Origin of the sequence: Chromobacterium sp. LK11 (genome assembly GCF_001043705.1) — a bacterium.
Classification (GTDB): Bacteria; Pseudomonadota; Gammaproteobacteria; order Burkholderiales; family Chromobacteriaceae; genus Chromobacterium; species Chromobacterium alkanivorans.
The window spans coordinates 183,379-197,303 of the sequence record NZ_LDUR01000009.1; the positions used below are offsets into that span (position 1 = coordinate 183,379).

Consider the following 13,925-nt stretch of genomic DNA (forward strand, 5'->3'; position numbering starts at 1 on the left):
TTCAAACGCGGTCGCGGCAAGCGCCGTCGAACTGCCAGCCCGGACGCGCCCAGCCGTCCGTCGTGTAGTCGGCCATGCAGTCGTCCACCAGCGCGCGGCATTGCTCCAGCACGCCGCTGCTCTCGCAGTGGCGCAGCATGTCCAGCCGCACCTGTTCGTTGTTGCCGGCGTAATTGTGCTCGTACAGCTCGTGGCGGCCGCCGAACTCGCTGCCCAGCGCGTCCCACAGCAGCTTGATCAGCTTGAGCCGGTCCACCGCTTCCTGGTCGGTGCCCTGGAAGTAGCAGCCGATCAGGTCCTTGAGCTCGGGATTGGCCAGGTCCAGCCAGCTGGACACCTGCATGATGGGCGAGCCGCCGAGTATGGTGTTGAACACCGGTTTGAGCTGGGACATCATCTGGGTGCCGAAATAGCGCACCGTGGCGGCGGCCTCCAGCCGCGGCACCACCGAGCCGTCGCGGCGCGGTTCCGGGTTGTGGCACAGCGATTCGGTCAGCGACCACATCAGGTTGCGCAGCGCCACGATGTCGGCCAGCCGGGCGCGCACGCCGCGGAAGCCGTCGCTGCCGTTGGACTCCAGCACCTTGGCCAGCAGGCCGCAGATGAAGTCCATCTTCACCGCCAGCCGGGTGCCGGACTGCAGCGGGTAGCGGTTGAGGAAGCCGGAGGCGGAGTAGAAGCTGCGCGCGCGCTCGATGTCGCGGTAGATCAGCACGTTTTCCCAGGGCACGAACACGCCGTCGAAGATCAGCACCGAGTCGTTTTCGTCGAAGCGGCTGGACAGCGGGTTGTCGAAGGGGCTGAGCGCCGCGGCTTCGTAGGAGCGGCGGCAAATGATTTTGAGGTTGGGCGCGTTCATCGGCAGGATGAAGCAGAGCGCGAAGTCCTCCTCGCCGCCGGGCTGGTATTGGGCGGCGCTGTTCTGGGCGACGAAGGTGGCGTTGGAGATGGCGGCGCTGGTGGCCACCATCTTGGCACCGCGCACGATGATGCCGGCGTCGGTTTCCTTCTCCACGTGCAGGTAAAGATCGCGCATTTCCGACGCGGCGCGGGCGCGGCCCGCCGGCGGGTTCACCAGCACGTGGTTGAGGAACAGCACTTTGCGCGCGCTCTGGCGGTACCAGTTCAGCGCGTTGTCGTGGAAGGGCGCGTACAGATGGGGATCGGACTTCAGCGTGGCGGTGAAGCCGGCCTTGTAGTCCGGGGTGCGGCCCATGAAGCCGTAAGTCAGCCGCGACCAGTGGGCGATGGCGTCGCGCGCCTTGAGCAGATCCTCACAGGAGCGGCTGGGCATGAAATAGCGGTGGGTGCGGTAGCCTTCCGGGTCGATGTCGGTCATCAATTCCTGGCTGTCCGGGTGGTGCAGCGCCTCGTACAGCCGCGACATCGAGTAGGCGCTGTTGCGGAAAGCCGGGTGCCGGCTGACGTCCGCCACCTTCTGGCCGTAGATGTAGACTTCGCGGCCGTCGTTGAGACTGGCCAGGTATTCCTCCGGCGTCATCATTTCGTTCAATGCAGCTTGATTCACTTGGCACTCCTCATCGATTAAGAGCAGCAAACACAATCCCGGACCGCGGGCGACAGGACGCCCTCCCGTCAGGGATAAGAGAATCGACGCCATGGGCGCGGCCGCGCGTGGTTTGGGCCGGCGGAGGGCTATGGCGGGTATTGCGTAGTGGAGTCCGCTCAGAACCTGTTTACGATCTGCTGCGCGTTGGCGATACGGCGTTGAAACCCGCTTCGAAGTGCTCATGTACCATCTGTACACTCCGCTTTCTCAGCTGTTTTCGCCTGGTCTCGCCTTCGCTCGCGAGAGCGTAAACACGTTCTCAGTGGCTGAAGTAACGGCCTAGCAGGACGATGCCGGAAAACAGGACGACGGTATTGATCACCCGGATGAACTGCTCGCGGGTCAGCCTCAGGGTGATGTGGCGGCCGGCGAACACCCCGCACAGCATGGCCGGCGCCAGGATCAGCGCCAGCAGCAGCAGGGAGGCGTCCATATAGACGCCGGCCAGCGCGAACAGCACCACCCGGGTCAGGGTGCTCAGGCCGATCAGCGTGGTCTGGGTGATGCGCAGATGTTCTTTTTGTTCGATGCGGCCGGACAGGTAAATGGCGTAGATGAAGCCGCCGCTGCCGAACAGCGCGCTGAACACGCCGCCCACCAGGCCGAAGGGCACCGCCGCGCGGGGCTGGAATTGCCGCTTGGGGCTAAGGCCGCTGAGCGAGTACAGCGAGTAGGCCACCACGAACACGCCCAGCGCCAGCAGCAGCGCGTCCGGCCGGGTTTTCAGCAAGATGGCGGCGCCGATCAGGCTGCCGGCCACCATCAGCGGGATCAGCCGCTTCAGTTCGCCGAGGTCCGCCTTGCTGCCGTCGCGCAGGATGTTGCTGAAGGCGGCGAACATGTCCATCAGCGCCAGCAGCGGCACGATCTTGGCCACCGGGATGAAAATGGCCAGCACCGGGCTGGCGACCAGGGCGGTGCCGAAGCCGGCCACGCCGAAAATCACGTAAGCAATGGTGACCGCCGCGAAGATGGCGCTCAGGTCCTGCCATGGCAAATCCAGCAACATAAGCTTTCTCCTGACCCGCCAGCCATGTCTTGGCACTGGTCTGACGGCTCCTGCTATTGCTCCGACGGCTATTTTGTCTTGGTTCAGCCGTTCTCAAGTGTTTGCATCCTACTGATTTGTCATGATGTATGTCAAATGGGAAAGTTTGTCCTTGCAGTATTTGAATTGCATTTAATGATTAATATATTTGTAGAAAAAGTTTTATCCGGAACTACGGCGCCGCTTGGCGAGCCGGACTCGCCGCGGCGGGGCGAGTCCGCTATCATCCGCGGCAAACTGAAGGCGAGGACGCATAGATGAGCGATGAACTGCAAATCACCGATCTGGTGGAGGGCGCGGGCAAGGAAGTGGTCAGGGGCGCTTTGATCACCACCCAGTACACCGGCTGGCTGGAGGACGGCACCGAGTTCGATTCGTCCCACGCCAAGGGACGGCCGTTCCAGTGCGTGATCGGCACCGGCCGCGTGATCAAGGGTTGGGACCAGGGGCTGATGGGCATGAAGGTGGGCGGCAAGCGCCGGCTGTACGTGCCGGCGCGCCTGGCTTACGGCGAGCGCCAGATCGGCGCCCACATCAAGCCCAATTCCAATCTCTTGTTCGAGATCGAGTTGCTGGAAGTGCTGACCCGGGACGATTGAGGCGGCGGGGTTCGCCCCCTCCTTTTTAGTCCTGCAGCTTCCAGGCCATGCTCTCGCCGGCGCGCAGCGGCACCAGCGCGTCGCCGTCGTAGGGCAGCGCGTCCGGCACCGTCCACGCCTGCTTGGCCAGGGTCACGCGCTCCGCGTTGACCGGCAGGCGGTAGAAGGCCGGGCCGTTGAGGCTGGCGAAGGCTTCCAACTGGTCCAGCGCGCCGGCCGCCTCGAAGGCCTCGGCGTACAGCTCGATGGCGGCGTTGGCGGTGTACATGCCGGCGCAGCCGCAGCTGCTCTCCTTGGCGTGGCGCGCGTGCGGCGCGCTGTCGGTGCCGAGGAAGAATTTGGCGGAGCCGCTGGTGGCGGCCTTGAGCAGCGCCTGGCGGTGCAGCTCGCGCTTGAGCACCGGCAGGCAGTAGTGGTGCGGGCGGATGCCGCCGACGAACAGCGCGTTGCGGTTCATCAGCAGATGATGGGCGGTGATGGTGGCGGCGACGTTGTCCGGCGCGGCGGCCACGTATTCGGCGGCGTCGCGGGTGGTGATGTGCTCGAACACCACGCGCAGCGCGGGCAGCTTGGCCAGCAAGGGTTGGAACACCTGTTCGATGAAGACCGCCTCGCGGTCGAACACGTCGATGGCCGGGTCGGTGACTTCGCCGTGCACCAGCAGCGGCAGGCCGGTTTCGGCCATGGCTTCCAGCGCCGGCATGGCCTTGTTGATGTCGGACACGCCGAAGTCGGAGTTGGTGGTGGCGCCGGCCGGGTAGAGCTTGACCGCGTGGACGAAGCCGCTGGCCTTGGCCTTGCGGATTTCCGCCGGCGAGGTGTTGTCGGTCAGGTACAGCGTCATCAGCGGTTCGAAGCGGCTGCCGGCCGGGCGCGCGGCCAGGATGCGTTCGCGGTAGGCGGCGGCGGCGTCCACGGTGGTCACCGGCGGCTTGAGATTGGGCATGATGATGGCGCGGCCCATCTGGCGACAGGTGTCGGGCAATACGGCGGCCAGCGCCGCGCCGTCGCGCAGGTGCAGATGCCAGTCATCGGGGCGGATCAGGGTCAGGGTTTGCGTCATGGTCTTGCCTGCGGATTGCGATGAAAAAGGCGGCGGCCAAAAAGAACCTGTTTACAAGCTGCTGCGCGTCGGCGATACGGCATTGAAAGAGCTTTCGGAATGCTCATGCACGTGAGTACATTCCGCGTCTTCTGCCGCTTTCGCCGGGTCTCGCCTTTGTTGTAAACGGGTTCTGAGCCATCGGGATTATTTCCGTTTCAGCACCATGCGGAATTTGCCTTCCGCGGTGGTGTCCGACGTCAACAGCGCGTTGCCGGTCTGGCGGCAGAAGGCTTCGAAGTCCTTGGGCGCGCCGGGATCGGTGGCGATCACCTCCAGCACCGCGCCGCTGTCCATTTCCGCCAGCGCCTTCTTGGCGCGCAGGATGGGCAGCGGGCAGTTGAGGCCGGAGAGGTCTATGGTCTTGTCGAAATTCATGGTCCGGCTTCCTCAGCCTTATCAGTTACAATGGAGGGAAGCCCGGCCGCTTGGAACCCGTTCAAGGCCGTAGCGCCGACGCGCGGCGGACATTGAACGGAATACAGGCCTGGTCGGAACTGTCCGCGGCTGCTCCCTAAACCCTAAGTTTACGCGAGTCGCCAAGCCATCCTCAAATCGGTCTTCATCATGTGCGTGATCGCTTTTGCCTACAAGACCCCCGGATTGGGCCAGCTGGTGTTGCTGGCCAACCGGGACGAATACTATGCGCGTCCGACCGAGCCGCTGGATTGGTGGCCGCAATATCAGAATACGCTGGGCGGCCGCGACGCCGAGTCCGGCGGCAGCTGGTTGATGGTGGACGGCCGTGGCCGCATCGCCGCGGTGACCAATATCCGCGACGGCCACCCGGTCAAGGCGGAGCGTTCGCGCGGCGAGCTGGTGGAGCGTTTCGTCAGCGGCGACGAGGACCCGTTCGCCTTCGCCGACTGGCTGCGCGCCGAGCAAGGCCGCTATGCGCCGTTCAATCTTTTGTTCGGCTATGCCTCGGACCTGTTCCATTTTCATAGCCGCGGCGGACAGATCGCGCGGGTGACGCCGGGCATTCATACGCTGTCCAACGCCACGCTGGACACGCCGTGGTTCAAGAGCGAGCGGCTGGCGGAGTATTTGCGCGAGTTCCAGCGCGTGCCCACCGAGGACCAGGCCTTCGTCGCCCTGTCCGACGGCACGCCGGCGCCGCCGGGACAGTTGCCGAACACCCGCATCGGCTCCGCGCTGGAGCGGGTGTTGTCGCCCATCTTCATCAAGGGTCGCGACTACGGCACCCGCGCGTCCATGCTGCTGACGGTGTCGGCGCGCGGCGACATGCAGTTTTCGGAGTTGAGTTGGGGCCTGGCCGGCAGGGAAACCGGCCGCCGCCGTTTCACCTTGCGTCCGGGCCAGCCAAGCGCGGCCCCAGCGCGCTGAACGAGGAGTAGTGATTTGAAGACTTTTGCCGCCATCATCGTGCTGGCCCTTTGCGCCGCGCAGCCGGCGTTGGCCGACAACAAGATCAAGAAGAACATCGATTTCGCGCCGGAGGTGCCGTGGCAGGAGGGCGATTACCAGTTGCCGCCGTATCCGGCGCAGCCGGACTGGATCGCGGTGAGCACCGACAATTTGCAGACCAACCAGTATTTCGTCGATGCCAAGACTCTGAGCGCGGGCGAGGACGGCGTGGTGCGGATGATCGTGCGGGTGAAGAGCCCGGCCGGCGCGGAGAACCTGAGTTTCGAGGGCCTGCTGTGCAATGAGGGCAGCTACCGCGCCTACGCCTTCGGCAACAGCGTGGACAAGAACTGGATCCGCTCCAACAAGGCGGTGTGGCGCAAGATCGAGCATGACGACAAGCTGCGCCGCACGCTGCGCGATCTGGCCTGCCCGGACAAGCGCGCGCCACGCGACGCCGAGGAGGCGCTGAAGCGCTTGCGCCAAGGCTGAGGCCGCAGCGCTTGAAAACCGAAAGGCCCGCGCCGGGGAACCGGCGCGGGCCTTGTCGCGTCAGGCGCGCAGCGCGCGCCGTCTTTCCCGCCAGGCCGCGTGGCGTCGCGCCAGCGCGTCGAAGTACAGATAGAGCACCGGGGTGATGTAGAGCGTGACCACCTGGGAGAACACCAGGCCGCCCACCACCGCCAGGCCCAGCGGCTGACGCAGCTCGGCGCCGGCGCCCAGGCCCAGCGCGAGCGGCAGCGCGCCCATCAGGGCCGCCAGCGTGGTCATCATGATGGGGCGGAAACGGAGCAGGCAGGCGGCGTGAATCGCCTGTTCCGGCGCCATGCCCTGCTTGCGCTGCGCCTCCAGCGCGAAATCTATCATCATGATGGCGTTCTTCTTGACGATGCCGATCAGCATCAGGATGCCGATGCTGGCGATCACCGTCAGTTCCTGGCCGAACAGCATCAGCGTGCCCAGCGCGCCGATGGCGGCGGAGGGCAGGCCGGACAGAATGGTCAGCGGGTGGATATAGCTTTCGTACAGCACCCCCAGCAGCACGTAGATCACCGCCACCGCGATGCCCAGCAGCAGGATCTGGCTGCCCTGGGTTTCCTCGAAGGCGGCGGCGTCGCCGCTATAGCTGGTGGCGATGGACGCGGGCAGGGCGATGCGTTCCTTGAGCTGGCGCAGGTGCTGGTCGGCCTGGCTCAGCGGGATGCCGGGCGCCAGGTTGAAGGACAGCGTCACCGCCTGCAGCTGGCCCTGGTGGTTGACCGAGATCGGACCGACGGTGCGTTCCACCGAGGCGATGCTGGACAGCGGCACCAGTTGGCCGTCGGCGGCGCGCACCCGCAGCCGCGAGAAGTCGAACTCGTTAACCTTGAACGGGTCGTCCGCCTGCAGGATCACCTGATAGTTGTCGCTGGCGGTGTAGATGGTGGAGATCTGCCGCTCGCCGAAGGCGCTGTACAGCGCGCTGCGTATGCTCTGGATGTCCACGCCCAGCAGATTGGCCTTGTCGCGGTCTATGTTCAGCTTGGCTTGCAGGCCCTTGAGCTGGGAGTCGCTGGTGACGTCGCGGAAGATGGGATCGAGCTGCATTTGCTGCAAGATCTTGTCGGACCAGGTGTTCAGGCTCTCTGCCTGTATGCCCTGCAAGGTGTACTGGTAGCGGCTCTTGCTCTGGCGGCCGCCCAGGCGCAGGTTCTGCGTCGGGTTCAGGTAGACGCTGAGCCCGGGCACCGCGCGCAGGTCGCGGCGCAGGCTTTCCATCGTCGGGTCCAGCTTGGCGCGCTCGTTGCGCGGCTTGAGCTGGATGAACATGCGGCCGGTGTTGCCGCCGGACAGCGAGGAGGTGGCGAAGGCGACGTTGGGGTTGGCCTGGGTGATGGCGGCGGCGCGTTGCTGCAGCTTGAGCATGGCGTCGTAGGAAATGTCCTGCGCCGCCTCGGTGCTGGCCATGATCTGGCCGGTGTCCTCGGTGGGGAAGAAGCCCTTGGGAATGCCGTTGAACATCAGCGCGGTCAGGACGAAGGTGGACAGCGCGCCGGCCAGGGTCAGCCGGCGATGCTTGAGCGCCAGGTCCAGCGTGCGGCGATAGCCGGTCAGCACCGCGTCGAAACCGCCTTCCAGCGCGGTGGCCAGCCGGCCGCGCCGCGCCTGGTGTCCAACCGAATCGGCGCGGAGAAAGCGCGAGGACAGCAGGGGGATCAGGGTCAGCGACACCGCCGCCGACACCAGCACCGCCAACGACACCACCACGGCGAATTCGTGGAACAACAGGCCGATCACGCCCTGCATGAAGAAGATGGGGATGAAGATGGCCACCAGCGACAACGAGATCGACACGATGGTGAAGCCGATCTCGCGCGAGCCGCGCAGCGCGGCCTCCATCGGCGACAGCCCTTCTTCGATGTAGCGGACGATGTTTTCCAGCACCACGATGGCGTCGTCCACCACCAGGCCCACCGCCAGCGTGATGCCCAGCAGCGAGATATTGTCCAGGCTGTAGCCCAGCCAGTACATCAGGGCGATGGTGCCGATCAGCGAGATCGGCAGCGACAGTGCCGGGATCAGCGTGGCCGCCATGCGCTGCAGGAACATGAAGATCACCATGATCACCAGCGCGATGGTGAGCAGCAGGGTCAGCTTGACGTCGTGGATGGCTTCGCGGATGGACTGGGAGCGGTCATTGAGCAGGTTCAGCCGCACCGAGCCGGGCAGCTGCGCCTGCAACTGCGGCAGCTCCTTGCGGATGGCGTCCACCACCGCCACGGTGTTGGCGTCGCTCTGGCGCATCACCGCCAGCACGATGGAGCGCTCGCCGTTGACCCAGCTGCCGGTCTTGAGGTTTTCCACGCTGTCTTCCACCGCGGCCACGTCGGACAGCCTCACCGGCAGGCCGTTGCGGCTGGCGATTACCAGATTGGCGAACTGGGCGGCGTTTTGCAACTGGCGGTTGGCTTCCACCGTCATCAGCTGAGATTTGCCCTCCAGCGTGCCCACCGGGGTGTTGACGTTGGCGGCGCGGATGCTGGCGGCCACGTCGTCCAGCGTCAGATTGCGCGAGGCCAGCTTGCCCGGATCGGCCTTGATCCGCACCGCGAAACGCTTCTGGCCGAAGATGTTGACCTGGGCCACGCCCTTGAGGGTGGCGATATTGGGCGAGATCCAGTTCTCGGCGTAGTCGTTGAGATCGGACAGCGACATCGCCGGCGAATTGAGCGCCAGCAGCAGCACCGGCGAATCCGCCGGGTTGACCTTGCGGTAGGACGGCATCGAGGTCATTTCCGTCGGCAGCGAACGCTGCGCGCGCAGCAGCGCCGCCTGCACGTCCACCGCCGCCAGGTCGATATTGCGGTCGTTGTCGAACTCCAGCGTGATCGAGGTGCTGCCCAGGGTGCTGGACGAACTGATCACCGCAATGCCGGGAATGGTGGAAAACTGCTTCTCCAGCGGCGCGGCCACCGAGGAGGCCATGCTGTCCGGGCTGGCGCCGGGCAGGCTGGCGGAGACGTTGATGGTGGGGGTGTCGAAGCTGGGCAGCGCGGCGATCGGCAATTTTTGATAGGCGATCAGGCCGGCTACCACCAGCGACAGGCACAGCAGCACCGTCATCACCGGACGGCGGATGCAGAGTTCGGAGATTTGCATCACTGGCCCCCGCTGGCCGGGCCGGCCTTGGCCGGACGCACCTTGTCGCCGGGGCGAAGATTGAGGCCGCCGTTGGACACCACGGCCTCGCCGACGCTCAGCCCTTTGACGATGGCCCTTTCCTTATGGATGGCCAGCAGTTCCACCGACACGCGCTTGACGCTGCCGTCGGCCTGCACCGCATAGCTGAATTTGCCTTCCGGCCCGGTCAGCAGAGCCGCCACCGGGATGGTGGTGGCTTGCTGGTAACGGCCGGCGTCCAGCGAGAGGGTGACGAACTGGCCCGGCCACAGCTTGCCGTCCTGATTGGAAAATTCGGCCTTCAGCGTCAGCGTGCCGTTGGCGCTGTCCACCGCGCTGTCGATGAAGACCAGTTTGCCGTCCACCTTGTCGCCGCTGTCCGGCAGCGCGGCGCGCACCAGCAGCTTGCCGGCGGCCTGGGCGGCGCGCACCGCGCCCAGCTCGCGTTCAGGCAGGGTGAAGGTGGCGTTGATCGGATGAATGCGGGTAATGGTCAGCATCGCCGCGGCCATGCCCGGCTGTACCAGGGTGCCCGGATAGACGCCGATCACGCCGATGCGCCCGCCGATGGAGGCGCGCAGCGTCTTGTAGTCCAGCGCCACCCGCGCCGCGTCCACCTGGGCGCGGTCGGCGGCGACGGTGGCGCTGAGCGCGTCCATCTTGGATTGATTGGCGTCCACCACGCTTTGCGAAACGAAGTTTTTCACCAGCAGGTCGCGGCTGCGCGCCAGGTCGCGCTCGGCGTTTTTCAGCTGCGCCTGATCGCTGAGCATCTGCGCCTGGGCTTTCTTCAACTGCGCGGTTTCCGCCGCCGCGTCCAGCGTGAACAGCAGCTGGCCCGGCGTCACGTTCTGGCCTTCCTTGACGTGAACCTTGGCCACCACGCCGGACACCTGCGGCTTGACTTCCACCTTTTCAATGGCGGTGACATTGCCGGTGGCGTTCAGCTCTATCGGCAGGTCTTCCGCCGCCACTTTGGCGATGCCAACGGCAATCGGCGGTCGCGCCGCGGTTTTAGCCGCGGCGGCGGTCGTTCTGAAGCCATACCAGCCGGCGAGGCCGGCCGCGGCCAGAGCAAGCGCCGCGGCGCTTGCGACGACTCGTTTCTTCATCTTTTATTCTCGCTCTTGGGGCGGGAGCCTAGCCCGCCGTGTGGATGCCAGGCGTCGTCCCATCGATACCTGCTGGCGCATGCCGGTGCCGGCTCTTGCCGCGGACATAAGTCCGGCGGCGGGCCGCGTGTCCCGGGCGTTCCTCCGTCGCCGGGCCGGACTCCGTCCTCTCCTTGGAATGATAGGGCCAAAAAGGCTTTAGGATCAGTGAGATGAGACGTATGATCGGCCGGGCGCGCGCCACGGCGCGCGGCATGCTTCGGGTCGAGCTTACTCAAGCTGTTCCGGTTTCGCCAAGCGCAAAAACGTTAATGATTTTATGAAAAACCATAAAGCAGAAGTTAAGACTATGCTGATATGTCTTTCGATTAATTGTATAGGCTTATTTTTCTATTCATGAGCAATGAGTATGCCTGCCAATAATTTTTAGAATGGCAGATGACTTTCCAATGAAAAGCATTATGAAATCAGCGGGCTGTGGCAGCTAATGCGGGCAAGGATAGTCAATTTGCGACAAAAACGTTAAATCGCCCGCCGTCGCGCCGTGCTTAGCACTTGAAGTATTCAAAATCCTCAGCGCATAATGGCCGCCAACCACTCTGGATACAATCGAGTGAAGATTCTGATCGCCCCGCGATAGTCGACGGGAGCGGCAATACTTAGGAGAGTAGGCGAGATGGCTGATAAAAAATCGCTACAGACAATCGCGGCCGCCGTGGCGCTGGCCCTGACTTCCGGCGCGGCCCTGGCCGCCATCGTGCCGCCGGGCACCAAGCTGGCCGCCAAGCAGGAACTGGTGCGCTCCAACGGCTCCGAACCGGAGTCGCTGGATCCCATGGTGGTGGAGGGCGTGCCCGCCAACATCATCACCCATGACCTGTTCGAAGGCCTGACCGCCACCGACAACGAAGGCAAGCTGCAGCCCGGCGTGGCCGAGTCCTGGAAACAGACCGCGCCCACCACCTGGGTGTTCAAGCTGCGCAAGAACGCCAAGTGGTCCGACGGCAGCGGCGTCACCGCCGACGACTTCGTCTACGGCATCCGCCGCCTGGTGGATCCCAAGCTGGCCGCTCCCTACGCCGGCACCTTCGGCATCTTCTTCCTGAACGGCGAGGCCATCGTGGCCGGCAAGAAGCCGGTGACCGCCATCGGCGTCAAGGCGCTGGACAAATACACCGTGCAAGTGGACACCGCCTTCCCGGTGTCCTACCTGCCGGAACTGATGTCCAACGCCCAGCTGGGCCCCGCGCCCAAGGCGGTGATCGACAAGTTTGGCAAGGACTGGGTCAAGCCGGGCAAGATGGTCAGCAACGGCCCCTTCGTGCTGAAAGACTGGCAAGTCAACAGCAAGGTGGTGATCGAGAAGAACGCGCAGTACTGGAACGCCAAGAACGTGCAGCTGACCCGCGTCAGCTTCCTGCCGATCGAAGACCAGAACGCCGACCAGAAGCTGTACCAGTCCGGTCAGACCGACATGACCTACGAGATCCCGCCGGGCAGCTTCGACAAGCTCAAGAGCGCCATGCCCAAGGATCTGAAAACCTCCACCATCCTGGGCCTGCGCTACTACAGCCTGAACAACAAGGACCCGCTGCTGAAGGACGTGCGCGTGCGCAAGGCGCTGTCCATGGTGGTGGACCGCGACCTGATGGCCAAGAAAATCACCGGCGACGGCCAGCTGCCGTCCTACAGCGTGATGGTCAAAGGCGTGCACGGCGGCCTGCCGACCAGCTACGACTGGGCGCAATGGCCGATGGCCAAGCGCGTGGACGAGGCCAAGAAGCTGCTGGCCCAGGCCGGCGTCAAGCCGGGCACCACGCTCAAGCTGTCTTACAACACCAGCGACTACCACAAGAAGATGGCCATCTTCGTGGCCTCCGAGTGGAAGAGCAAGCTGGGCTTCAACACCTCCATGGAAAACATGGAGTTCAAGGTCTTCCTGAAGAAACGCCACGACGGCGACTACCAGGTGGCGCGCAACGGCTGGCTGGCCGACTATAACGACGCCACCACCTTCCTGGCGCTGGTCCAGTGCGGCAACACCCAGAACGACAACTTCAACTGCAACAAGAAAGCGGAAGAGTTGATCAAGCAGGGCAATGAAAGCACCGATCAGGCCAAGCGCACCCAATTGCTGACCCAGGCCACCAAGCTGGTGATGGACGACTACCCGATGATCCCGGTGCTGCAGTACACGCTGCCGCGCCTGGTGAAACCGTATGTGGGCGGCTACTCGCTGAAGAACCCGGTGGATCGCTACCGCAGCAAGGAACTCTACATCATCCAGCATTGATCGCCGGCCCCGCGCCGACGCCTGAACGCCTCCAGTCCCGCGCGGGACCGGAGGCGCGCGGGCGGACGCGCGTCTGGCCCTGATCTGAAAACGGGGGCAACCCCGATGTGTTGAGCGGGCGGCCGTCGCAAGCGACGGCGCCGTCCGCCCGTGACTGTTCGGTGTCAATCGCCGTTGGTCCGTCCGCAGCCGCGCCCCGCGCCGGCGCGCGCCGGGCGCGGCGAGTCGGAGTAACTTGCAATGTGGTCCTACACTTTACGACGCGTGCTGTTGACGATCCCCACCGTGTTGGCCGTCATCACCGTCTGTTATCTGCTGCTGCACATGACCCCCGGCGGCCCCTTCGACGGGGAGCGCAAAGTTTCCGAGGCGGTATTGGCCAATCTGCAGGCCAAATACCATCTCGACCTGCCCCTGTGGCAGCAATACCTGTATTACCTGAAGAGCCTGCTGCAAGGCGATCTGGGCGCCTCCTTCCGCTACTCGGACTGGAGCGTCAACGATCTGGTGGCCAAGGCGCTGCCGGTGTCGGCGGCGATAGGCGGCAGCGCCATCCTGATCTCGCTGGTGATAGGCGTGGCGCTGGGCATCGTCGCCGCGCTGCGTCAGAACAGCGCGGTCGACTACCTGGTGATGCTGATCAGCAATATGGGCAGCGCCTTCCCGTCCTTCATCATCGGGCCGGTGCTGGTGCTGGTGTTCGCCGTCACCCTGCAATGGCTGCCGTCCGGCGGCTGGAACGACTTCGATCCGCGCTACATGGTTCTGCCGGTGGCGCTGCTGACCTTCATCAACGTGGCCACCATAGGCCGGGTGATGCGCGGTAGCCTGATCGAGGTGCTGAGCAGCAACTTCATCCGCACCGCGCGCGCCAAGGGCCTGCCGATGCGCACCATCATCGTCCGCCACGCGCTGAAGCCGGCGCTGATGCCGGTGGTGACGCTGCTGGGCCCGCTGACCATTTCCTCGATCACCTCCGCCGTGGTCACCGAGTCCATCTTCTCCTTGCCCGGCCTGGGCAAGCTCATCGTCAACGGCGCGGCCAACCGCGACTACACGCTGGTGCTGGGCCTGGTGGTGCTGGTGACTGTGATTGCCGTGCTGCTCAATCTGCTGGTCGACCTGGCTTACGCCTTCCTCGATCCCAAGATTCGCTATTGACGCGCGTGACCG

General features: G+C 64.6%; 11 protein-coding genes. 5 read left to right on the top strand and 6 right to left on the bottom strand.

The window, feature by feature from the left end:
* Nucleotide 1: 1 nt before the first annotated feature.
* Both VK98_RS05485 and VK98_RS05490 read right to left on the bottom strand, forming a co-directional pair.
* On the bottom strand, nt 2-1,528 hold the full coding sequence (locus VK98_RS05485) for a 4-hydroxyphenylacetate 3-hydroxylase family protein (protein WP_197082970.1): 1,527 nt from the start codon (nt 1,526-1,528) through the stop codon (nt 2-4).
* A gap of 301 nt (nt 1,529-1,829) precedes the next feature.
* Nucleotides 1,830-2,579 carry a sulfite exporter TauE/SafE family protein gene (locus VK98_RS05490; RefSeq protein WP_048413068.1) on the bottom strand — a complete coding sequence of 250 codons (750 nt, stop codon included), beginning with the start codon at nt 2,577-2,579 and terminating at the stop codon, nt 1,830-1,832.
* A 296-nt stretch (nt 2,580-2,875) separates the two neighbouring features.
* Between VK98_RS05490 and VK98_RS05495 the strand changes: the two genes are divergently transcribed.
* Nucleotides 2,876-3,217, top strand: coding sequence for an FKBP-type peptidyl-prolyl cis-trans isomerase (locus tag VK98_RS05495; RefSeq protein WP_048413069.1), 342 nt, complete (start codon nt 2,876-2,878; stop codon nt 3,215-3,217).
* 25 nt (nt 3,218-3,242) lie between these two features.
* Here the strand turns inward: VK98_RS05495 and pyrC are convergent, their stop codons facing one another.
* Together pyrC and VK98_RS05505 are read right to left on the bottom strand one after the other, a co-directional pair.
* Nucleotides 3,243-4,280, bottom strand: a complete 1,038-nt coding sequence (gene pyrC / locus VK98_RS05500; protein ID WP_048413070.1) for a dihydroorotase — start codon at nt 4,278-4,280, stop codon at nt 3,243-3,245.
* 186 nt (nt 4,281-4,466) lie between these two features.
* Nucleotides 4,467-4,697: a sulfurtransferase TusA family protein gene (locus VK98_RS05505; RefSeq protein WP_043589636.1), complete on the bottom strand. Its 231-nt coding sequence runs from the start codon at nt 4,695-4,697 to the stop codon at nt 4,467-4,469.
* Between the two features lie 189 nt (nt 4,698-4,886).
* Between VK98_RS05505 and VK98_RS05510 the strand changes: the two genes are divergently transcribed.
* Both VK98_RS05510 and VK98_RS05515 read left to right on the top strand, forming a co-directional pair.
* The gene (locus tag VK98_RS05510) at nt 4,887-5,666 is read left to right on the top strand and encodes an NRDE family protein (RefSeq protein ID WP_048413071.1); all 780 of its coding nucleotides are present in this window, start codon (nt 4,887-4,889) and stop codon (nt 5,664-5,666) included.
* 15 nt (nt 5,667-5,681) lie between these two features.
* A complete protein-coding gene (locus VK98_RS05515; protein WP_053077234.1) occupies nt 5,682-6,179 on the top strand; it encodes a CNP1-like family protein in 498 nt (165 codons plus the stop codon).
* Between the two features lie 60 nt (nt 6,180-6,239).
* Here the strand turns inward: VK98_RS05515 and VK98_RS05520 are convergent, their stop codons facing one another.
* Together VK98_RS05520 and VK98_RS05525 are read right to left on the bottom strand one after the other, a co-directional pair.
* Nucleotides 6,240-9,326: an efflux RND transporter permease subunit gene (locus VK98_RS05520; protein WP_048413072.1), complete on the bottom strand. Its 3,087-nt coding sequence runs from the start codon at nt 9,324-9,326 to the stop codon at nt 6,240-6,242.
* A complete protein-coding gene (locus VK98_RS05525) occupies nt 9,326-10,459 on the bottom strand; it encodes an efflux RND transporter periplasmic adaptor subunit (protein ID WP_048413073.1) in 1,134 nt (377 codons plus the stop codon). Before VK98_RS05525 ends, VK98_RS05520 begins: the two co-directional genes overlap by 1 nt.
* Before the next feature lie 676 nt (nt 10,460-11,135).
* On the opposite strand from VK98_RS05525, the gene VK98_RS05530 reads away from it, so the two are divergent.
* Together VK98_RS05530 and oppB are read left to right on the top strand one after the other, a co-directional pair.
* Entirely contained in the window at nt 11,136-12,752 is a 1,617-nt protein-coding gene (locus VK98_RS05530; protein ID WP_048413074.1) for a peptide ABC transporter substrate-binding protein, read from the top strand.
* Nucleotides 12,753-12,992: 240 nt separating this feature from the next.
* The gene (oppB, locus tag VK98_RS05535) at nt 12,993-13,913 is read left to right on the top strand and encodes an oligopeptide ABC transporter permease OppB (RefSeq protein ID WP_048413075.1); all 921 of its coding nucleotides are present in this window, start codon (nt 12,993-12,995) and stop codon (nt 13,911-13,913) included.
* Nucleotides 13,914-13,925: the final 12 nt, after the last annotated feature.